Raw genomic sequence first — 20,584 nt, 5'->3', positions numbered from 1 at the left:
CAATCGTCCTTGTCTACAGGCTTGGATGATTGCTCTGAATTCTGCATCTTGAAGTCACTTGGGTGTACCTTAACCGAGATCGCCAAAGCGAACTTGTAAGGCAGTAATTGCTGATAAGCCTGCGGTTTCAGTACGTAGTACGCGTGGGCCTAAGAGTGTTTCTTCAAACTGATACTGTTCAGTCATTTGAATTTCTTCATCAGACAAGCCACCTTCAGGGCCAATGAGTAGGCGTACTTTACTGACCGGTGCTGGCAGAGTATTGATTGAATACTTTGCTCTAGGATGAAGGTTGAGTTTTAACCCATCATAATCTTCTGCGCACCATTGTTCTAGCTGCATCAAAGGGCGAACGACTGGTACGATATTACGACCACATTGCTCACAGGCGGCAATCGCGATTTTTTGCCATTGTTGCAGTTTTTTCTCGAAGCGTTCTGCGTTGAGTTTTACACCGCAACGTTCGGAAATTAAAGGTGTGATGGTATTCACTCCTAGTTCGACCGCCTTTTGAATTGTGAATTCCATTTTATCGCCACGAGAAATGACTTGGCCAAGGTGAAGGTTTAACGGTGATTCAATGCTACGCTCGATACGCTCTTTGATTTTTACGGCCACATTCTTTTTTGAGACAGAAATGATTACCGCTGGAAACTCTGCTCCAGAACCATCAAATAGTAAAACTTCTTGGCCTTGAGTCATACGCAGTACTCGGCCAACATGGCCCGCCGCGTCTTCAGATAAGTGGATTTCTCCTAGCTGTTCGATAGCTTGGGGATGATAAATTCTTGGAATTCTCATGTCATGACCTGTGTAAGCTTAATTGCTTTTCTTAACATGGATGTTTTAACAGTAAAAAACAAGGGGAAAGGTTAACTTCACACACTATGTTTTACGATATATAGCATTAATCGTTGATGATAACTTGATTACGACCTTGATGCTTTGCGGTATACAGTGCTTTGTCGGCGCGAATATAGCTTGAATCTATTTTTTCACCTTGTTGGATTTGTGTCATCCCAATTGATAGCGTACAGCGAATTCTAAATTCATCATCGGTATTTTCTTGTTTAATCATAAAGTGATGATTTTCTATGGAGGCACGTAGAGACTCTAAACGTGCGACAACATGTTGAGCCGAATTTGAGCGAATGAGTAGTATGAATTCTTCTCCACCTAGTCTGGCTAAATAGTCATTTACTCCAACAAACCCACGGAGTAATTCAGCCAGTTGCTGTAATGTTTTATCGCCAACAAAGTGACCATATTGATCGTTGATTTTTTTGAAGTAATCAATATCCACAATGGCTAAAAAGAACTCTTTGGCTAACTCTTCCTGATGAAGTTTTGTTATCTTATTGATGATATAACGTCGATTATGTAACTGAGTTAAGGGATCTTGCTCAGCGAGTTTTTTTAGTTGACGTTCTTTATTGATGGTGTCAGTAACAATACTGATGAAGGTACAAACAGCTAGTTGTCCGCACCAATTGATTAATTTATCAGTTATTTCAACCATCACTGGATTTCCCAATAAATCAGTATGGGGAATTACTTTAGGCTCAGTTTGATGATCCGTGAAGGTTTTTTGGTAACGAAGCTGTGCGTCTTCTCTTTCTTCGGGGTTAATCAACACCATTAAAGATGCCATTTCCAAAATTTGATCTGCGCTTTTTAGCCCACTAAACCGAGCAAAGGCATCGTTGGCGTAGAGTGGTTTGAAGTCAATATGAATCACGCATGGGTTAGGGTGAATTTCGAGTATATGTTGATATTCATTCATAGCGTTAGTTATCGTTACTTCAAAGGGAGAGGGGATTTACGGTTTAATCATAAAGCAATACAAACTATTTTATAGGCTATTGATCACTTTTTCTTTGTTTAATCGCTCTAATTGAGTACCACATAAAGAGCAATGATAACGAGTTTGTTGACGTTTCACTTTATTATGTCGTCGAATTGATAATAGGTGGGTTTGACATTGGCATTGATAAGTAAAGGTTTTCCCTTGTACCGAACTAACATCGAAAGCATGATAAATTTCAGGTGGGCATTGAAAAATATTTGCCATCACATATCGCCATTCTTTGCCATGAGGCTTTACGCGACCAAATTGATGGTAGGTGATAAGGTGGGCCAACTCATGCGGAATCACTTGTTCTATAAATGCTTGTTGATTTTCAATAAATAATGTTGGATTTAAGCGAATTCGCCATTGTTGCAGGTAAGCTTTTCCCGCCACCTTTCCTCGTACATTAAATGTAAGTTCTGGTGTGGGAAAGCTACATTCAAAGGCCAACTCTGCTTTTTTTAGGTGAAGCTGAAGGCTGTTTTCCAATTGATGGATTAAACTTTGAGGAATGACAATGGCTGACACTATGACTCTCTACTAACATTCAGAACCGAAGAGGAGCCGAATGTTAATAGAGATAAGAGGTAGATACAATTAATGTTATACCCAAGTTATTTGGGTATATGGTGATGGATTTCATGTTTACGACTGATAGTTTGTCGGTAACCATGCCAAGTAGCAAAGCCTAGGATAGGCATCGCAATGATCATTCCTATACCAGCTGTGACAAAACCAAAACCAATAAATAAAACAATTATTCCCGCCCATACTACCATGGCACTTAGGTTATTTTTGACGGCGTGATAGCTCGTAAAGACGGCGGTCATCATATCGACTCGCCTTTCCATCATTAATGGAATCGAAAATGCCGACATAGAAAAAATGACACATGAGAAAATAAACCCAACCACAGAACCACTGATTAAAAAAGGTAGGAAAGCTTCGATTGAGGCCCCTTGCATTTCTGGATATAAAGCATGTAACAAGGCAGCAATGCGCATCCAAAAGATCATCGCAACACAAAGTAATAGAGCAAAGCTCCATTGTGAAACGCCATTACGCTTAATCGCTTTTATTGAATGGAATAATTTAGGTTTATGATGTTTCTCAATTTGCCAACTCGCATCGTATAGTCCTAGCGCTAAAAATGGGCCGATTAACATATAAACAATCAGGCTAGGGAAAATGACTAAATGAGAACCTTGCAAATAGACTAGCCATTCAATACCAGCAGCGGCAACAGCAAAGCAAATGCCGTAAAATAAGCTGATCACAGGAGCTTTAAAAATATCGCGAAAGCCGAGTTTCAGCCATTGTAATGGTGCGAATGTAGCGATTTTCTCACAAGGTATGGTGCGAGCATATTCATTATCTGGTGTTCTAAAATCTGATGGTTTAGCAGTACGAGGCATAAATCCTCCTAGCAATTCATGAGGGAACAAATCTGTGCAGCAGCCCAAGTTATTTGGGTATATATAAATATTGCTGTTGTTTGGGATAATTACAAATTTAATGACTAAAAATTGTTCAAATTTGATGAGTGGAAAAAACCGATGGGCAATAAAAAAACCCTCACCGAATAGCAAGGGTTTGAAAGTACTGTGGTTTGTCGTGAAAACGAATTATAAGCCAGCAAATCCACGCAGTGCTTCTGCTTTGTCCGTTGCTTCCCATGGGAATTCATCACGACCAAAGTGGCCATAAGCAGCCGTCTTCTTGTAGATAGGTTGAAGTAGGTTCAACATTTCTTGTAGGCCGTATGGACGTAAGTCGAAGTGCTGACGAACTGCTTCGATAATGATGTCTGATGGTACTTTCTCTGTACCAAACGTTTCTACCATGATAGAAGTCGGCTCAGCTACACCGATAGCGTATGAAAGTTGAATTTCACAACGATCCGCAAGGCCTGCTGCTACGATATTTTTTGCTACATAACGCGCTGCGTAAGCGGCTGAACGATCAACTTTTGATGGATCTTTACCAGAGAAAGCACCGCCGCCGTGACGAGCTGCACCGCCGTAGGTATCTACGATGATTTTACGACCAGTCAGACCACAGTCACCCATTGGACCACCGATAACAAAACGACCGGTTGGGTTGATAAAGAATTTTGTTTCTTTATTTAGCCATTCAGAAGGCAGTACAGGTTTGATGATTTCTTCCATTACTGCTTCACGTAGATCAGGGGTAGTAATTGAATCACAGTGCTGAGTTGATAGTACGACAGCATCGATACCAACAATCTTTCCTTGATCGTATTGGAAAGTTACTTGAGATTTTGCATCAGGGCGTAAGAAATCAAGTTTGCCGCTTTTACGTACTTCAGCTTGCTTTTGTACAAGTAGGTGAGAGTAAGTAATTGGGGCTGGCATCAATACTTCTGTTTCGTTACATGCATAACCAAACATAATACCTTGGTCGCCAGCGCCTTGATCTTTAGGGTCGGCTTTATCAACACCTTGGTTGATGTCTGGAGATTGTTTACCGATGGTATTTAATACAGCACAAGAGTCTGCATCAAAGCCCATATCAGAATGAACATAACCAATTTCGCGAACGGTTTCGCGGGTAATTTCTTCAATATCAACCCAGGCTGAAGTTGTGACTTCACCGCCAACCATTACCATACCGGTTTTTACGTAAGTTTCACACGCCACACGTGCTTTAGGATCTTGCTCTAGGATTGCATCCAATACTGCATCAGAAATTTGATCAGCAATTTTATCAGGATGACCTTCAGATACAGATTCTGAAGTAAATAAATGCTTAGCCATGTGTGAGTGCTCCACTGTGAATCATGCCAATTCATCGCTTGATGAATGCAGTTAAGTTAGAAAAGACGCGTTCTTGTATAGCTAATGCTATGAATCGCGTCTTTTTAAAAACAATAAATTCTGTAGGTGTTTCTACATCTAGACGTCTATTCTAGTTTTGATTGGTCGAATTACAAGCCTTTTTTCTCTTTTTGCTATTTAGTTGTCTTAAAAGTGAGATAACGGAGGTAGAGAAAATGTTTATTAATTTGCCTTTCTCTCTATTGACGTATTCGATTGCGTTCCCATAATGTCGGGCATTGAGGGGAAATAATGTGACAATGCTAAAAAAGCAAAAAAAATAACCCCAAAAGAGAAAATATCAAGTGGTTAACGTTTGCAGTCATGCAGTCGCTTTGCGACAATACCACGCAGAATTAAAAGTGAGTTGAAGTATTCGGCAAGCTTTCCCAACCTTAATAAATCGCTTATGCAAATCCAGGAGCAGACATGACGTCTCGTAAAGATCTAGCAAATGCAATCCGCGCACTTAGCATGGACGGTGTTCAACAGGCTAATTCAGGCCACCCAGGCGCCCCAATGGGCATGGCCGATATCGCTGAAGTTCTTTGGCGTGGTCACTTGAATCACAACCCACAAAACCCTGAGTGGTTTGATCGCGACCGTTTCGTGCTTTCAAATGGCCACGGTTCGATGCTGATTTACTCTTTGCTTCACCTTTCTGGTTATGACCTTCCTCTTTCTGAACTGAAAAACTTCCGCCAATTGCATTCAAAAACGCCAGGTCACCCTGAGTATGGTTATGCACCTGGTGTTGAAACGACTACTGGCCCACTAGGTCAAGGTATCACCAATGCTGTTGGTATGGCGTTAGCTGAAAAAGCATTAGCGGCTCAGTTTAACCGTGAAGGCCACGATATCGTTGATCACTTTACTTATACATTCCTAGGCGATGGCTGTTTGATGGAAGGTATCTCACACGAAGCGGCTTCTTTAGCTGGTGTGCTAGGTCTAGGTAAATTGGTTGCATTCTGGGATGACAACGGTATTTCTATCGATGGTCACGTAGAAGGTTGGTTTGCAGATGATACACCTAAACGTTTTGAAGCGTACGGTTGGCATGTAATCCCAGCAGTTGATGGTCACGATGCTGACGCAATTGAAGCAGCGATTGCAGCTGCGAAAGCGGATCCTCGTCCAACGCTTATTTGTACTAAAACAGTGATCGGTTTTGGTTCTCCAAACAAAGCGGGCACGCACGATTGTCACGGCGCGCCACTAGGTGCTGATGAAATCGTTGCAACTAAAGCGCAACTTGGTTGGGAACACGGTCCATTTGAAATTCCTTCAGATATTTACGCTGAATGGGACGCAAAAGAAGCGGGTGCAGCAAAAGAAGCGGCTTGGAATGAAAAACTGGCTGCTTATGAAGCGGCTTACCCTGAGCTTGCGGCAGAATTCAAACGTCGTATGGCGGGTGAGCTACCTAAAGAGTGGGAAGAAAAAGCAAGCGCTATCATTGCTGATCTTCAAGCAAACCCAGCTAACATTGCATCACGTAAAGCGTCACAAAATGCACTAGAAGCATTTGGCCAAATTCTACCTGAGTTTATGGGCGGTTCTGCGGACTTAGCACCATCGAACTTAACTATGTGGTCTGGTTCTAAATCTTTGACTGCTGAAGATGCCTCAGGCAACTACGTACACTACGGCGTACGTGAGTTTGGTATGACGGCTATCATCAACGGTATCGCACTACACGGCGGTTTCATTCCTTACGGCGCAACTTTCCTAATGTTCATGGAATACGCACGTAACGCAATGCGTATGGCAGCCTTGATGAAAGTGCAAAACATCCAAGTTTACACCCACGATTCAATCGGCCTAGGCGAAGATGGTCCAACTCACCAACCGGTTGAGCAAATGGCTTCTCTACGTATGACACCAAACATGAGTACATGGCGTCCATGTGACCAAGTTGAATCTGCTGTAGCTTGGAAACTGGCGATTGAGCGTAAAGATGCGCCTTCAGCGTTAATCTTCTCTCGTCAAAACCTAGCACAACAAGAACGTACTGCTGACCAAGTAGCGAACATCGCGAAAGGTGCTTACATTCTGAAAGATTGTGCAGGCAAACCTGAGCTAATCTTGATTGCAACAGGTTCTGAAGTTGAGCTAGCGGTTGAAGCTGCTGCGCAACTTTCTGCGGAAGGTAAACAAGTACGCGTCGTATCAATGCCATCAACCGATGCATTTGATAAGCAAGATGCAGCTTACCGTGAATCAGTATTACCATCAGACGTAACGGCTCGTGTTGCAATTGAAGCGGGTATTGCGGATTACTGGTTTAAGTATGTTGGCCTAGACGGTCGCATCATCGGTATGACAACATTCGGTGAGTCAGCGCCAGCGGGTGAGCTATTTAAAATGTTCGGCTTTACCGTTGAAAACGTAGTTGAAACTGCGAAAGAGTTAATTGCTTAATCCTTTAAGGTTTAGATAATTGAAAGATGAAAGCCGGGCATGATTGCTCGGCTTTTTTAATGCGTATTAAAAGACGATGAGGTAACATACTGCCACTTTAGATTGATGCCACGGAATGATTATGCTCAGAATTGCTATTAATGGATTTGGTCGAATTGGACGCAGTGTATTGCGCGCTTTATATGAAAGTGGCAAAGATCAGTCGATACAAGTAGTGGCCATTAATGAACTTGCTGAACCCGAAGGAATGGTACATCTTCTGCAATACGATTCGAGTCATGGTCGTTTTTTCAAAAAAGTTACCCATGATCAAGAGCATCTTCTTATTCATCACAGCGATAAGGGCGAGTCAAGTTTTGATTCGATTCGTATATTACACCTCTCTGATGCCAAGCTTCTGCCTTGGAAAGATCTCAATGTCGATATCGTTTTAGATTGTACTGGTAAGTTTGGATCGCAAGTCGATGGGCAATTGCATATTCAAGCTGGAGCGAAACGAGTGTTGTTTTCTCATCCAGGTGGTAATGATGTCGATAACACGATTATCTACGGTGTGAATCATGAAACATTGGCTGCTGAACATCATGTGGTTTCGAATGGTTCTTGTACGACTAACTGTATTATTCCAGTGATTAAAGCATTAGATGACAGTTTTGGTATTGAGTCTGGCACTATCACCACCATTCACTCTTCTATGAACGATCAGCAAGTGATTGATGCTTATCACTCCGATTTACGCCGTTCTCGGGCCGCTAGCCAATCTATCATTCCTGTTGATACTAAACTTCATTTAGGTATCGCAAGAATTTACCCTAAATTTGCTGATAAATTTGAAGCAATTTCAGTTCGAGTGCCTACAATTAATGTCACAGCGATGGATTTAAGTGTCACAGTTCACAAAAATGTCAATGTTAATGACGTAAATCAATCTATCGTAGAAGCATCTCGTTGTACATTGGGCGGCATATTGGATTACACCGAAGCGCCTCTGGTTTCGATTGATTTCAATCATGATTCGCATAGTGCGATTGTTGATGGCTCGCAAACTCGTGTTAGCAACCACCGTTTAGTTAAAATGCTAGTGTGGTGTGATAACGAATGGGGCTTTGCCAACCGAATGCTCGATACTGCCTTAGTAATGGGTACAATGATTGACTCAAAATAAGATTTTTGCGACGAATAAATAGTCGATTTATTATTTTTTAGCTTGAAATAATAAATAGTCGCCCCCAGTATATTGGGTAATGAAATGATTAGCCCTGTGCGGTTTACAGGAAAGCGATTTAGTCGCTAAGCTGAATAGAAATTGCTAGATAAGAAATTTGATTATTGGGCATTATGCCCGGTGATAACGCTTTAAATATTTTTAATTTCACTAACATTGAGAGGACAAATAATGTCTGTAATCAAGATGACTGACCTGGATCTTGCAGGTAAACGTGTATTCATTCGTGCTGACTTAAATGTGCCAGTAAAAGAAGGTAAAGTAACTTCAGATGCTCGTATCTTAGCGTCTTTACCTACGATTAAAACTTGCCTAGAAGCTGGCGCAAAAGTAATGGTGACTTCTCACCTAGGTCGCCCAACTGAAGGTGAATACAACGAAGAGTTCTCTCTGCAACCAGTTGTTAACTATTTAAACGATGCACTAGATTGCGACGTTAAATTAGCAAAAGATTACCTAGATGGTCTTGAGCTTAATGCTGGTGAATTAGTGGTTCTTGAAAACGTTCGCTTTAATAAAGGCGAGAAGAAAAACGAAGAAGAACTATCTAAAAAATATGCAGCACTTTGTGACGTATTCGTAATGGATGCATTTGGTACGGCTCACCGTGCTCAAGCATCTACTCACGGTGTTGGTATGCATGCACCAATCGCTTGTGCGGGTCCTCTTCTTGCTAACGAGCTTGAAGCACTAGCTAAAGCAATGGACAAACCAGCTCGCCCAATGGTTGCTATCGTTGGTGGTTCTAAAGTATCGACTAAGCTGACTGTTCTTGAATCTCTATCTACAGTAGCTGACCAATTGGTTGTTGGTGGTGGTATTGCAAATACATTCATCGCAGCTGCAGGTCACAACGTTGGTAAATCTCTATACGAAGCTGACCTAGTTGATACCGCTAAAAAGCTAATGGAAACTTGTGCAATCCCAGTTGCGACTGATGTTGCATGTGCAAAAGCATTTGATGAGAACGCTGAAGCAGAAATCAAGCACGTTTCTGAAGTTCAAGATGACGATATGATTTTTGACTTAGGTCCAGAATCTACTGCAGCACTAGCTGAAATTCTAAAAGGTGCAAAAACTATCCTTTGGAATGGCCCTGTAGGCGTATTTGAATTCAAAAACTTTGAAGCGGGTACTCGCGGTATTTCTGAAGCAATCGCAGCTTCTGAAGGCTTCTCTGTTGCTGGTGGCGGTGACACACTAGCGGCTATCGACAAGTTTGGTATTAAAGCTGATGTATCTTACATCTCAACGGGTGGCGGTGCTTTCCTTGAGTTTGTAGAGGGTAAAGTATTACCTGCAGTTGCTATGCTTGAAGAGCGTGCAAAAGCATAATGTTCCAAAATAAGGCGGGAGAATATTCTCGCCTTTTTTACGTTTGTAGATTTTTATCTGTTGCGTAGATCACACTATGTGAATTGAGGCGGTTTGTTGCTACAATGCCCCCGTTATCAAGCAAACGTTTATTTCATTAACGATTTCGTTCTCTGAACGGGATTTTAAACGATAGAAAAATAGGACTAAACCCATGTCTAAGATCTTCGATTTTGTAAAACCTGGTGTTATCTCTGGTGATGACGTACAGAAAGTTTTTGAAGTAGCAAAAGAAAACAACTTTGCACTTCCAGCGGTTAACGTTGTTAACACTGACTCTGTAAACGCAGTACTAGAAGCAGCAGCAAAAGTAAAAGCTCCAGTAATCGTTCAGTTCTCTAACGGTGGCGCTGCTTTCTTTGCTGGTAAAGGCGTTAAGCTTGAAGGCCAAGGTGCACAAATCCTAGGTGCAGTTGCTGGTGCGAAATACGTACACGCTGTTGCTGAAACTTACGGTGTACCTGTGATCCTTCACACGGACCACGCTGCTAAGAAACTTCTTCCTTGGATCGACGGTCTACTAGACGCAGGTGAAAAACACTTCGCTGAAACTGGTAAGCCTCTATTCTCTTCTCACATGTTAGACCTTTCTGAAGAGTCTCTAGAAGAGAATGTTGAAACATGTGCTAAGTACTTAGAGCGCATGGCTAAAATGAACATGACTATCGAAATCGAACTAGGTTGTACTGGTGGTGAAGAAGATGGTGTTGATAACTCTGATATGGACGCATCTGAGCTTTACACTTCTCCAGAAGACGTTGCATACGCGTACGAAAAACTAAACGCTGTTAGCCCACGTTTCACTATCGCGGCTTCTTTCGGTAACGTACACGGTGTTTACAAGCCTGGTAACGTTGTTCTAACTCCAACTATCCTACGTGATTCTCAAGCGCACGTTTCTGAGAAATTTGGCCTACCAGCTAACTCTCTAAACTTCGTTTTCCACGGTGGTTCTGGTTCTTCTGAAGCAGAAATCCAAGAATCAATTGGTTACGGTGTTATCAAAATGAACATCGATACTGATACTCAGTGGGCATGTTGGGATGGCGTTCGTCAATACGAAGCGGACAACCACGATTACCTACAAGGCCAAATCGGTAACCCAACGGGTGAAGAAGCGCCAAACAAAAAATACTATGACCCACGTGTATGGTTACGTGCTGGTCAAACGTCTATGGTTGCACGTCTTGAAAAAGCGTTTGCTGACCTTAACGCTATCGACGTACTATAATTCGTCTCTTTTTAGCGTTTGATAAAAGCCTCACAGTAATGTGAGGCTTTTTTGTTTGTTTTTTTGTAATTAAGTTGTACGAATTAATTAATAAGAAAGAAAAATATTTGAATACATATAGCAACAAATGGTTTCCAGTGTTAAAAAAAATGGCTATATTGTGTTTATGTCTGGTATCGATAAATATAACTCTTTGCTTTTGTAGAAGTAACTAGGTGACGATATTGTGTACATACCCCCAATTTAGATTCATCGACTCATGTAATTTATAAAGGAAGAAACATGGCAGCTGAAGACCAAGTGACAGAAGTCGCTCACGCTATTGCTCCAAAGCTAACAGATTGGTTTGTCGCTAACTCTGACTTATTTGTGCAATACGGCGTAAATATTATTTCCGCTCTAATTATTCTTTTCATTGGTAATATTGTTGTTAAGGCAATCAGTAACAGTGTTTCTAAAGTTTTAGAAAAGAAACAAATGGACCCAGCCGTAGTTCACTTTATCGGTTCACTGGTTCGTTACTTGTTGTTTGTTATTGTTTTAATTGCAGCATTGGGCCGTGTAGGTGTTCAAACCGCTTCTGTCGTTGCCGTTATTGGTGCCGCAGGTTTAGCCGTTGGCCTAGCGTTACAAGGTTCACTATCTAACTTTGCCGCAGGTGTATTGATTGTTGCTTTTCGTCCGTTTAAAGCGGGTGACTATGTAGAAATTAATGGTGTTGCAGGTAGCGTTGAATCTATTCAAATTTTCCAAACCATTTTGACAACTCCTGATAATAAAATGATTGTTGTGCCGAATAGTGGTGTTATTGGCGGTGCTATAACCAACTATTCTCGTCACGCTACTCGCCGTATTGATTATGTGATAGGTGTTTCTTACAAAGCGGATTTGAAGAAAACAAAAGAAGTTATCACTCGAGTATTAGAAGCTGAAACACGTTTACTTCAAACTCCAGCTCCAACCGTGGGTGTGGTTGCACTCGCAGATTCATCAGTAAACTTCGTGGTTCGTCCTTGGGTTAAGACTGATGATTATTGGGCGGTATACTTTGACCTTCTACAAGCAATCAAAGAAGGCTTAGATGAAGCAGGTATTGAAATCCCATTCCCTCAAATGGATGTTCATTTAAATAAGCTTGAAGATTAATTTTGTCAGCTTTATGTAACAATTCATCAAAAGGCGCCTAGTGCGCCTTTTTTATTGTTAGAGTATTGTGAATTGACTATATACCCAAGTAACTTCAAGATGCGAGTTTCAGCAAGAATAAAACAAGCTTTAGGCAAGGCAAATTGAATATGATCATAGTTATTCTATCTCTACTCAATTTAACGCGGCATAAAGCTTGTTTGAACTTGCCCTTCGGGAGCTTCATCCAAACCTTTATGCCGCGTCAGATTGGTTTGAAAGGTGCTTACATTCCTTCGCCAATCTTCCTTGCCTAAAGGTTTGGATGATAGCTCTGAATTCTGCATCTTGAAGTCACTTGGGTATATAACTAGATTTGGTATTTGGGAGGTTGTTATGAAAAGAGTAAGTAAACGGTTTCTTTCATTCACTACACTTTGTTTGTCGTTGTTGATAGCGATACCTACCGCGATGGCTAATGATATTAATTCACCGACACTTTCAACAACTGGTTATGGGGAAGTGATTGCAAAACCGGATATGGCTGAGTTTTCTGTTGCGATTCAAGCTGATAGAAGCCAGGCGAAGCAAGCAAAAGCGGCGGTAGATAAAGTCGTCGAAACCTTTATCGCATCTTTAACAAAATCAGGTATGGCACGTAAATCGATCGTAAGTAGTCACTTACAATTATCACCACAATATAACTACCCAAAAGATGGTAAGCCTGTGCTTAATGGGTATCGAGCGGTACGTGACATTACAGTGACGGTAGAGCAATTAGATAAACTGAATACTTATCTCGATCTAGCATTGCAAAGTGGGGTAAATCGAGTGAATAACATTAATCTAAAAGTGAAAGATGAAACACAGTATAAGCAAAAAGCTCGCCAAGCGGCGATTGCGGATGCCAAGCAAAAAGCTCAGCAGTTAGCGAAAGGCTTTGATAGTGAGTTAAATGGTGTGTGGTCGATTGTCTACCGTAGCCACTCGGTTCGCCCTGTAATGATGGCAAAGGTGGTAGCGATGGAATCTCAGTCTGTAGATCAAGGTTATCAAGATGAAGAGATGACGATTAGCGATCAAGTTGATGTGATATTTAAACTGAAAAATTAATTCCTATTTAATCTTAGGTTTGGTTAAAAGAGTCCACATGGTTAATTAACCAATTCAATTAATCCCAGTCTTAGGTTATTTACTTAGCGAGCAGTTGAGTAAATACAAATAAAAACAGCGACCTTATAAGAGAGGTCGCTGTTTTGTTTTTATAGATGCTAGCAAAATTAATGTAGAATACGAGCGCGAATAGTGCCTTGTACTGCTTTCATTTTTTCTAGTGCTTCTTCTGAACGCTCAGCTTCGATATCGATAACCACATAACCCATCTCAGCGTTGGTTTGTAGATACTGCGCCGCAATGTTAATTCCTGCTTCTGCAAAAATGGTGTTAATTTGCGTCAAAATACCTGGGCGGTTTTCGTGAATATGAAGTAGACGAGATGTGCCTGTATGCTCTGGTAGTGACACTTCCGGGAAGTTAACACAAGATAGAGTTGAGCCATTATCTGAGTATTTAGCTAGTTTTCCAGCCACTTCAATACCAATATTTTCTTGGGCTTCTTGAGTTGAACCACCAATGTGGGGAGTTAGAATCACGTTATCAAATTTCATTAGTGGTGATTCAAATGGGTCATTATTGGTTTTTGGTTCAACTGGGAATACGTCAATTGCTGCACCACCGAGGTGACCAGACTCTAAAGCATCACATAGTGCTGGAATATCGACGACAGTTCCACGAGCAGCGTTAATAAAGATCGCACCAGGTTTCATTTGTGCAAATTCATCAGCGCCCATCATTTCTTTAGTGTTCATGGTTTCTGGTACATGCAGAGAAATAATGTCTGATTTATTGAGCAATTCACTCATGGTCGAGACTTGAGTGGCATTACCAAGCGATAATTTATTTTCAATATCGTAGTAATAAACGCGCATACCTAAGTTTTCAGCAAGAATACTAAGCTGGGTACCGATATGCCCATAACCAATGATACCAAGACGTTTTCCACGCGCTTCATAAGAAGCGTCCGCACTCTTTTTCCAGATACCACGGTGAGCAAGAGCATTTTTCTCTGGAATGCCACGAAGTAGTAGTAAAATCTGACCTAAGACGAGTTCTGCAACACTACGAGTGTTAGAGAATGGTGCGTTAAAAACAGGAATACCACGAGCCGCGGCTGCATTGAGATTGACTTGATTGGTACCAATACAAAAACAACCTACTGCGACAAGTTTTTCTGCAGCATCAAATACTTCTTGAGTCAGTTGGGTGCGAGAACGTAGACCAATAAAGTGAACATCTTTTACTGCTTCAAGAAGGTCTTCTTCTGAAAGTGAGCCTTTGTGATATTCGATATTAGTGTAGCCAGCAGATTGTAGAACTTCTACAGATGATGGGTGAAGGCCTTCAAGAAGGAGAATTTTGATTTTATCTTTACCGAGAGAAACTTTAGCCATGTAACGTCGTCCTTAATAGATAATAATGATTCTTGCGCATGCAATGGCATCACCACGCCTAGTGGCTGTCTGAACATTCCTTGTGCGACTATTTAATTAAAATATCAAAAAAATGTGAGATTGGGTAAGGTTTTTAATGAATAAAGTATAAAAAAACGGCACTTTTAAGCACCGTTTTGTTATTGACTATTAAAAAGTGAATATCAGTAATTTAACAGTTGATTATTCTTCGATTTTTGCGCCTTCAGGTGTGCCGGTAATGACCACATCTGCGCCACGGTGTGCAAATAAACCAACGGTTACTACACCCGCAATGCTATTGATTTTATCTTCTAATGCCTTTGGATCGATTATCGATAGGTTATGAACATCTAAGATGATATTGCCATTATCGGTTACGATGCCTTGACGGTATTCAGGAGTACCACCAAGTTTAACTAATTCACGAGCCACATAAGAGCGAGCCATCGGAATGACTTCAACTGGTAGTGGGAATTTACCTAGTACATCAACCGCTTTAGTACCATCCACAATACACACAAAAGTTTTCGACATGGCCGCAACAATTTTTTCGCGCGTTAACGCTGCGCCACCGCCTTTGATCATATCTTTGTGTGCGTTGATTTCATCGGCACCATCGATATAAACGTCCAGACCATCCACTTCATTCGAATCGAATACGTGAATACCTAGCTCTTTTAGTCTTTCAGTTGAAGCAACAGAACTGGATACTGCCCCTTCAATTTCATTTTTCATGGTCGCAAGTGCGTCAATAAAGTGATTAACTGTTGAACCGGTTCCCACACCCACAATGGTATCTGGTTTTACGTACTTTAAAGCAGCCCAACCAGCCGCTTTTTTCATTTCATCTTGTGTCATGAGAACTCCTAAATAGATAAGTAATCGATTGCTTTTGAGTGTGTAGTTATCGACATTCCTTTTTGATCGGCGTGATTATATACCCAAGTAACTTCAAGATGCGAGTTTCAGCAAGAATAAAACACGCTTTAGGCAAGGCAAATTGAATGTGATTAAATTCTATCTCTGTTCAATTTATATCGATTTCTCTGCTTTTTCCCAATGCCAGATGTTACTTGGGGTCACAAATATTGGTAATGGAATATCCCAATGTTCTACGGGAATCTGTTCTACTTGCTGGCAATCATGAGCTAAGCCTATGGGAATTGGGCCGTTTCCAGTATTAAACCATTGCTCTAGCGTTCGATCGTAATACCCTCCGCCCATCCCAAGACGTTGTCCTGTGTGATCAAAGGCAACCAATGGGGTAAAGATAATATCGATATCTTTGACTAGACAGATCTGAGTTTTATCGAGTTTAGGCTCAGCTATTCCGTATTTATTATGACAAAGTGGGCTGTTAGCATGATAATTAAGAAAAAGTAAGTGCCCCTTAGAGAACGGGTGTAAAACAGGTAGAACGACTTTTTTGCCTTGTTGCCACAACCATTCAATAATTGGTTTAGTCTCTATTTCACCATCAACAGAAAGGTAAATGGCGATATTATTGGCATCATGGATAGTGGGGAGCCGTTTGATTTGGTCAAGCAGTGCAAGGCCAGCGTTTGTTTGCTCATCTGGTGTTAAGTGAGCGCGTCGCTGACGAATCAGTTGTCGTAATTGTGGACGAGAAAGTTTAGATTGAATTGGATATTTCATAATAAGGAATACCCCAAAGTGCCGTTGAGAATTGATGGACCTATGAACCAGCGAGTTCAAGGCGGATCCGCAATGAAAACCGTAGGCTTCTCGGTACGAGCCGAGCTTGCTCAATAGTTCTCAAATACCGATCCTGGGTTGTTGCTTATCGGCTCAGGGACTTAAATCCTCTGACAAACACTCCAGGGTAAATTTGAATACGTTATTGAATGTATAGTTTACTCATTCAATTGTGTTAGTTTTTGGCTAGCGCTTTGTCTAATGCTTGTGATAATTGTTCGATGCGCTGTGACATTTGCTGACTATCGCTAAGTTCATCTTTTAATTCTTGAACTTCATAACAAGCATTTAAAGCTGCGATGATCAGTAGCTGTTCAATGTTGTGTACTTTAGTACGTTCAGTCATTTGATTCAAGCGTCGGTTTAATTCATTAGCAGCAGCATGCAAGGCCTCTTCTTGTCCCGGTGGACAATTGACGCGAGTGAGTTTTCCTAATATTTCGACTTCCACTGGGGCGCACTCTTAATAGCTGATGAAAAAATACAATCTTAATATTAAAACGATTGGTTAAGATTGTTCGACTGAGGGGGAAACTATAGGCTAAATTGCCTTACATGTTCAAGCATTTCAGACGTGTTGGTTTTTATTTTGCTGAATGTTGACCGATTCGCTTATAAAGTGAGTCATTTACTTCATTTTATTGATGATGATTGAGGTTATTTAGGGATTAACATTTTCGGGCTTGGCTTTGAATTGATATACTCAAATAAAATTTATCAACCAAGTGAGATTACTCATGAGCGATATTCGTCTACCTGATTATAATCAAGCCTTAACTGAGCTTACTTCTGCTTCGCTATCGGTAACGCCAGCTGAATTACAGGGCTTAATTGTCGGTATGTTAAGCGGTGGCATTTCAACCAGTAATGATAATTGGAAGACAATCTTATTTGATTACACCAACGACGGAATGGGTTGGCCTATGAGTGCGTCAACATTAGCCGAAACGATTTGCTCATTTTCGATGAGAGAGTTGGGTGGTACGAGCATGGAGTTAACCATGTTGTTGCCAAGTGATGATGAATTGCTTAATTATGCTGATGCCGTTTCAGAGTGGGTAAATCACTTTATTTCTGGTTTAGGCCTTGCTGGTTCAAGCTTAACGAAATTGTCTGCCGAAACCAAAGAAGCATTAGCCGATCTAGAAGAAATCTCTAAGCTAGGGATCGATGAGGAAGACGACTTTTCTGAACAGGCGATTTTGTTAGAGCAAGTGATTGAGCATGTCAAAGTGTGTGTACTCACTATTCATGCCGAGCTAGCAGCAAAACCTGTGACTCCTGCTGAGTCTAAAACCTTACATTAAGGTCATCTTATGAAGTGTTATGATATTGCAATTATTGGCGCAGGAATGGCTGGAGCAACATTAGCACTAGCGGTTGATCGTTTGTGTAATGGGCAGTTGCATATTGCTGTGATTGAAGCTCATCAAATAAATCAACCGCAAGCTCATCCGGGGTTTGATTCTCGCGCTATTGCACTATCTTATGGCACAGTAAGTATTTTGCAGCGGTTGAAATTATGGCATCACTTTGAAAATATCGTCACCGCGATTACCGATATTGAAGTATCCGACCGTGGTCATCTTGGTCTCGCTAATATTACCTCGGAGCAAGAGAACGTAGAGGCTTTAGGTTATGTGGTTGAACTTGAAAATGTTGGCCGCATTTATCAGCAAGCATTGAATGATTGTCCCACTATCGATTATTTCTGCCCAGCGAAAGTTGCGCATATCGAACGTACAATCGATAAAGTCACTGTATCATTAAATGATGGACAAATGTTTGAAACTCGCTTGTTGGTAGCAGCCGATGGTGCGTTATCAGAAAGCTGTCAGCAACTTAATGTCCCATTACAAGAAATTGATTTTGAACAATTTGCTGTGATCGCAAATGTTTGTACCGAAATACAACCACAAGGTAGAGCATTTGAACGCTTTACGGAAAGTGGCCCTGTGGCATTTTTACCTATGTCTCAAGGGCGAAGTTCGGTCGTGTGGTGCATGTCTGAATCGCGAGCGCAGCAGATTATGCAGTCGGATGAAACCACCTTGATGACAGCCTTACAAAAAGATTTTGGTTGGCGTTTAGGTAAGATCACTAAAGTCGGTAAGCCAGCTTGCTACCCCTTGTTATTGCGTTATCGTGACTCGGTCGTATCGCATCGCTTTGCCATTGTGGGGAATGCGGCGCAAACCTTACACCCTATTGCAGGCCAAGGATTTAACTTAGGGATTCGTGATGTGATCAGCTTAGCGGAAGAAGTCTCATCTGCTTATCAATTGCATGGTGATATAGGCTGTTATTCTATGTTGTCTCATTATCGACAGCGTCGTGAGTGCGATCGCAAGCAAACGATGTCATTGACGTCTAGTTTAGTACATTGCTTTTCAAATCATTGGCCGGCAATGCGTATCGGTCGTAACCTAGGTTTACTTGCTATCAATCATTTACCTTATATTAAGCAACCTATAGTCAAGCGCACTATGGGATTAGTGGAGCGATAACATGCAGAGTTTTGATATCACCATCGTTGGCGGCGGTATGGTCGGTCTAGCCTTAGCCGCTTCGTTTGCTGAGAGTAATTTACGTATTGCGGTAATTGAAGGGCAAACGCCTGATGAGTCATTAAATGATGCACCCGATACGCGAGTGTCCGCTTTGAGCCGTGCTAGTGAAAATTTTCTGAAAAACATTAACGCTTGGGATGGCATCACCCGTCGTCGAATCGCGCCTTATCATGCTATGGAAGTATGGGAAAAAGACAGCTTTGCTCGTTTAGAATTTAAAGCCAATGATTTAGCTCAGTCGAACTTAGGGCATATTGTTGAGAATCGTGTCATTCAATTAGCCTTGCTTGAACGGGTGAAAGAGTTGTCGAATGTTTCATTATTTATACCCAATCGTTGTGCGACGATGGCTATCGGAGAAAGTGAAGCTTGGTTAACCCTAGATAGTGGTGACTCTATTTCTAGTAAATTAGTCGTGGGGGCTGATGGAGCGAACTCTTGGGTTAGAAACAACCAAGATATTCCATTAACTCATTGGGATTATGGCCATAGCGCGATTGTTGCGAATATTCGAACGACTGAAGCTCATCAAGGCGTTGCAAGACAAATATTTACCCCTCAAGGACCAATTGCTTTCTTGCCGTTATCCGATCCTCACTTATGTTCTTTAGTTTGGTCTACTGACCCTAATCGTGCTGATACCTTGCTTTCTTGCTCAGAGACAACGTTTAATCAAGTTTTGACCAGTGAATTTGATACTAGATTAGGCCTATGCAGTGTTGAAGGTGAGCGTTATGCTTTTCCATTGAAAATGCGCTATGCACGTAACTTTGTGCTCGAGCGAGTGGCGTTAGTTGGAGATGCGGCACACACCATACACCCATTAGCAGGGCAAGGTGTGAACTTAGGTCTTCTTGATGCTGCGAGCTTAGCAGAGGAAGTGTTGGCGTTATGGCAAAAAGGGGAAGATATTGGGTTACAGCGCAATTTGAGAGCTTATGAACGCTGGCGTAAAGCGGAAGCGGCCAAAATGATCGCAGCGATGCAAGGATTTAAAGATTTATTTGAAGGGGAAAACCCGGCTAAGAAGTTAGTTCGTGGGCTTGGAATGCAATTTATTGGTCACTTGCCAGGAATGAAAGAAGAAATGATGAAAAGGGCACTAGGCATTAGCGGTAAGTTACCACGCTTAGTTCAAGCAAAATCCCCTCAACTGTAGATATACCCGTCGTACTTGAAACTGCAGTTTGTTACCAGCGTTCATTCCCCTACTTATTTAGGCAAGCTAAACTCATGGGGCTTCATTCACTTGTCGCCTCACTACAACTCCAATTATTTTGGTATACACTAATAATAAGTTAAAAAAGGTTGGCTTGAGTAGCCAACCTTTTTCATTTTTAGTCATTTGCTTATTTAGGCGCAGCGCATGCGATTAATTTCTTGATTGATTTCTTTGACCATTTTGTAATGTTGAACTTGCGCCTGTGATGGAATGATTAACTTTGCATTATCAAATTCAAACTTACCCACACCATTGATATAAATACGTCCTTTGAAAAAACGGCTTACATGCCTTGCGACGGCTCTTGGTACATATTTATTAAATAATCTCATACTAACATCCTTATAGTAACTAAGAGAATTATACTGGTTTTATGCATCCATATTGTTAAATTTTTATTTTTTATGTGAAAAATGATGTATCTATCAAATTTTAATACTGACTTTGTCTATAGTTTCAGTTTTTATATCTGCTAATGGA

Annotated in this window: 20 protein-coding genes and 1 other RNA gene; 10 read left to right on the top strand and 11 right to left on the bottom strand. The window is 41.3% G+C overall.

Translation table 11 applies throughout. The features are described from left to right. Positions 1-69: 69 nt before the first annotated feature. The 5 genes from rsmE to metK form a co-directional block, all read right to left on the bottom strand. Positions 70-801 carry a 16S rRNA (uracil(1498)-N(3))-methyltransferase gene (gene rsmE / locus QQJ93_RS09965; protein ID WP_089122359.1) on the bottom strand — a complete coding sequence of 244 codons (732 nt, stop codon included), beginning with the start codon at positions 799-801 and terminating at the stop codon, positions 70-72. Between the two features lie 106 nt (positions 802-907). Continuing rightward, positions 908-1,783: a GGDEF domain-containing protein gene (locus QQJ93_RS09960; protein ID WP_089122360.1), complete on the bottom strand. Its 876-nt coding sequence runs from the start codon at positions 1,781-1,783 to the stop codon at positions 908-910. 69 nt (positions 1,784-1,852) lie between these two features. Then, on the bottom strand, positions 1,853-2,362 hold the full coding sequence (locus QQJ93_RS09955) for a SprT family zinc-dependent metalloprotease (protein ID WP_089123539.1): 510 nt from the start codon (positions 2,360-2,362) through the stop codon (positions 1,853-1,855). 101 nt (positions 2,363-2,463) lie between these two features. Beyond that, complete coding sequence (locus QQJ93_RS09950) at positions 2,464-3,264, bottom strand: DUF2189 domain-containing protein (RefSeq protein ID WP_089122361.1); 801 nt, start codon at positions 3,262-3,264, stop codon at positions 2,464-2,466. 210 nt (positions 3,265-3,474) lie between these two features. After that, the gene (gene metK / locus QQJ93_RS09945) at positions 3,475-4,626 is read right to left on the bottom strand and encodes a methionine adenosyltransferase (protein ID WP_089122362.1); all 1,152 of its coding nucleotides are present in this window, start codon (positions 4,624-4,626) and stop codon (positions 3,475-3,477) included. A gap of 489 nt (positions 4,627-5,115) precedes the next feature. Here metK and tkt point away from each other — a divergent pair, with 489 nt between their 5' ends. From tkt to QQJ93_RS09910, 7 genes are all read left to right on the top strand, one after another. After that, positions 5,116-7,110, top strand: coding sequence for a transketolase (gene tkt / locus QQJ93_RS09940; protein ID WP_089122363.1), 1,995 nt, complete (start codon positions 5,116-5,118; stop codon positions 7,108-7,110). Positions 7,111-7,231: 121 nt separating this feature from the next. Then, positions 7,232-8,275, top strand: a complete 1,044-nt coding sequence (epd, locus tag QQJ93_RS09935) for an erythrose-4-phosphate dehydrogenase (protein WP_089122364.1) — start codon at positions 7,232-7,234, stop codon at positions 8,273-8,275. A gap of 231 nt (positions 8,276-8,506) precedes the next feature. Beyond that, a complete protein-coding gene (locus tag QQJ93_RS09930; protein ID WP_089122365.1) occupies positions 8,507-9,670 on the top strand; it encodes a phosphoglycerate kinase in 1,164 nt (387 codons plus the stop codon). A 193-nt stretch (positions 9,671-9,863) separates the two neighbouring features. After that, positions 9,864-10,940, top strand: coding sequence for a class II fructose-bisphosphate aldolase (gene fbaA / locus QQJ93_RS09925; protein ID WP_089122366.1), 1,077 nt, complete (start codon positions 9,864-9,866; stop codon positions 10,938-10,940). Between the two features lie 282 nt (positions 10,941-11,222). Next, positions 11,223-12,086 (top strand): small-conductance mechanosensitive channel MscS, encoded by an 864-nt coding sequence (gene mscS, locus QQJ93_RS09920; protein WP_089122367.1) that lies wholly within the window; start codon positions 11,223-11,225, stop codon positions 12,084-12,086. Positions 12,087-12,235: 149 nt separating this feature from the next. After that, positions 12,236-12,382, top strand: a complete 147-nt coding sequence (locus QQJ93_RS09915) for a hypothetical protein (protein ID WP_284186081.1) — start codon at positions 12,236-12,238, stop codon at positions 12,380-12,382. A gap of 79 nt (positions 12,383-12,461) precedes the next feature. Further along, entirely contained in the window at positions 12,462-13,178 is a 717-nt protein-coding gene (locus QQJ93_RS09910; protein ID WP_089122368.1) for an oxidative stress defense protein, read from the top strand. 167 nt (positions 13,179-13,345) lie between these two features. On the opposite strand, the gene serA is transcribed toward QQJ93_RS09910, so the two are convergent. The 5 genes from serA to zapA form a co-directional block, all read right to left on the bottom strand. Next, entirely contained in the window at positions 13,346-14,575 is a 1,230-nt protein-coding gene (serA, locus tag QQJ93_RS09905; RefSeq protein ID WP_089122369.1) for a phosphoglycerate dehydrogenase, read from the bottom strand. A 222-nt stretch (positions 14,576-14,797) separates the two neighbouring features. Further along, the gene (gene rpiA, locus QQJ93_RS09900) at positions 14,798-15,454 is read right to left on the bottom strand and encodes a ribose-5-phosphate isomerase RpiA (protein WP_089122370.1); all 657 of its coding nucleotides are present in this window, start codon (positions 15,452-15,454) and stop codon (positions 14,798-14,800) included. A 174-nt stretch (positions 15,455-15,628) separates the two neighbouring features. Then, complete coding sequence (locus QQJ93_RS09895) at positions 15,629-16,252, bottom strand: 5-formyltetrahydrofolate cyclo-ligase (RefSeq protein ID WP_089123540.1); 624 nt, start codon at positions 16,250-16,252, stop codon at positions 15,629-15,631. 6 nt (positions 16,253-16,258) lie between these two features. Further along, positions 16,259-16,444, bottom strand: a non-coding RNA gene (gene ssrS, locus QQJ93_RS09890) — 6S RNA. A 43-nt stretch (positions 16,445-16,487) separates the two neighbouring features. Further along, a complete protein-coding gene (gene zapA, locus QQJ93_RS09885) occupies positions 16,488-16,763 on the bottom strand; it encodes a cell division protein ZapA (protein ID WP_089122371.1) in 276 nt (91 codons plus the stop codon). A gap of 286 nt (positions 16,764-17,049) precedes the next feature. Here zapA and QQJ93_RS09880 point away from each other — a divergent pair, with 286 nt between their 5' ends. The 3 genes from QQJ93_RS09880 to QQJ93_RS09870 are packed head-to-tail and all read left to right on the top strand — an operon-like array spanning position 17,050 to position 20,041. Further along, positions 17,050-17,619: a YecA/YgfB family protein gene (locus QQJ93_RS09880; protein ID WP_089122372.1), complete on the top strand. Its 570-nt coding sequence runs from the start codon at positions 17,050-17,052 to the stop codon at positions 17,617-17,619. Between the two features lie 9 nt (positions 17,620-17,628). Next, on the top strand, positions 17,629-18,819 hold the full coding sequence (gene ubiH, locus QQJ93_RS09875) for a 2-octaprenyl-6-methoxyphenyl hydroxylase (RefSeq protein ID WP_089122373.1): 1,191 nt from the start codon (positions 17,629-17,631) through the stop codon (positions 18,817-18,819). 1 nt (position 18,820) lies between these two features. Beyond that, a complete protein-coding gene (locus tag QQJ93_RS09870; RefSeq protein ID WP_089122374.1) occupies positions 18,821-20,041 on the top strand; it encodes an FAD-dependent 2-octaprenylphenol hydroxylase in 1,221 nt (406 codons plus the stop codon). Between the two features lie 194 nt (positions 20,042-20,235). On the opposite strand, the gene QQJ93_RS09865 is transcribed toward QQJ93_RS09870, so the two are convergent. Further along, positions 20,236-20,436 carry a DUF1107 domain-containing protein gene (locus tag QQJ93_RS09865; protein WP_089122375.1) on the bottom strand — a complete coding sequence of 67 codons (201 nt, stop codon included), beginning with the start codon at positions 20,434-20,436 and terminating at the stop codon, positions 20,236-20,238. Between the last annotated feature and the right edge of the window lie 148 nt (positions 20,437-20,584).

Source organism: Vibrio algivorus, from assembly GCF_030161215.1.
Lineage (GTDB): Bacteria > Pseudomonadota > Gammaproteobacteria > Enterobacterales > Vibrionaceae > Vibrio > Vibrio algivorus.
This window is presented reverse-complemented; position numbering and strand designations above follow the sequence as displayed.

Bases quoted from the DNA above. Each gene is read 5' to 3' on its own strand.
- QQJ93_RS09870 (WP_089122374.1), top strand. From the start codon at position 18,821: ATGCAGAGTTTTGATATCACCATCGTTGGCGGCGGTATGGTCGGTCTA.
- QQJ93_RS09950 (WP_089122361.1), bottom strand. From the start codon at position 3,264: ATGCCTCGTACTGCTAAACCATCAGATTTTAGAACACCAGATAATGAA.
- metK (WP_089122362.1), bottom strand. From the start codon at position 4,626: ATGGCTAAGCATTTATTTACTTCAGAATCTGTATCTGAAGGTCATCCT.
- QQJ93_RS09960 (WP_089122360.1), bottom strand. From the start codon at position 1,783: ATGAATGAATATCAACATATACTCGAAATTCACCCTAACCCATGCGTG.
- fbaA (WP_089122366.1), top strand. From the start codon at position 9,864: ATGTCTAAGATCTTCGATTTTGTAAAACCTGGTGTTATCTCTGGTGAT.
- mscS (WP_089122367.1), top strand. From the start codon at position 11,223: ATGGCAGCTGAAGACCAAGTGACAGAAGTCGCTCACGCTATTGCTCCA.
- epd (WP_089122364.1), top strand. From the start codon at position 7,232: ATGCTCAGAATTGCTATTAATGGATTTGGTCGAATTGGACGCAGTGTA.
- ubiH (WP_089122373.1), top strand. From the start codon at position 17,629: ATGAAGTGTTATGATATTGCAATTATTGGCGCAGGAATGGCTGGAGCA.
- QQJ93_RS09865 (WP_089122375.1), bottom strand. From the start codon at position 20,436: ATGAGATTATTTAATAAATATGTACCAAGAGCCGTCGCAAGGCATGTA.
- QQJ93_RS09895 (WP_089123540.1), bottom strand. From the start codon at position 16,252: ATGAAATATCCAATTCAATCTAAACTTTCTCGTCCACAATTACGACAA.
- QQJ93_RS09910 (WP_089122368.1), top strand. From the start codon at position 12,462: ATGAAAAGAGTAAGTAAACGGTTTCTTTCATTCACTACACTTTGTTTG.
- tkt (WP_089122363.1), top strand. From the start codon at position 5,116: ATGACGTCTCGTAAAGATCTAGCAAATGCAATCCGCGCACTTAGCATG.
- QQJ93_RS09880 (WP_089122372.1), top strand. From the start codon at position 17,050: ATGAGCGATATTCGTCTACCTGATTATAATCAAGCCTTAACTGAGCTT.
- QQJ93_RS09915 (WP_284186081.1), top strand. From the start codon at position 12,236: ATGATCATAGTTATTCTATCTCTACTCAATTTAACGCGGCATAAAGCT.
- serA (WP_089122369.1), bottom strand. From the start codon at position 14,575: ATGGCTAAAGTTTCTCTCGGTAAAGATAAAATCAAAATTCTCCTTCTT.
- rpiA (WP_089122370.1), bottom strand. From the start codon at position 15,454: ATGACACAAGATGAAATGAAAAAAGCGGCTGGTTGGGCTGCTTTAAAG.
- rsmE (WP_089122359.1), bottom strand. From the start codon at position 801: ATGAGAATTCCAAGAATTTATCATCCCCAAGCTATCGAACAGCTAGGA.
- QQJ93_RS09930 (WP_089122365.1), top strand. From the start codon at position 8,507: ATGTCTGTAATCAAGATGACTGACCTGGATCTTGCAGGTAAACGTGTA.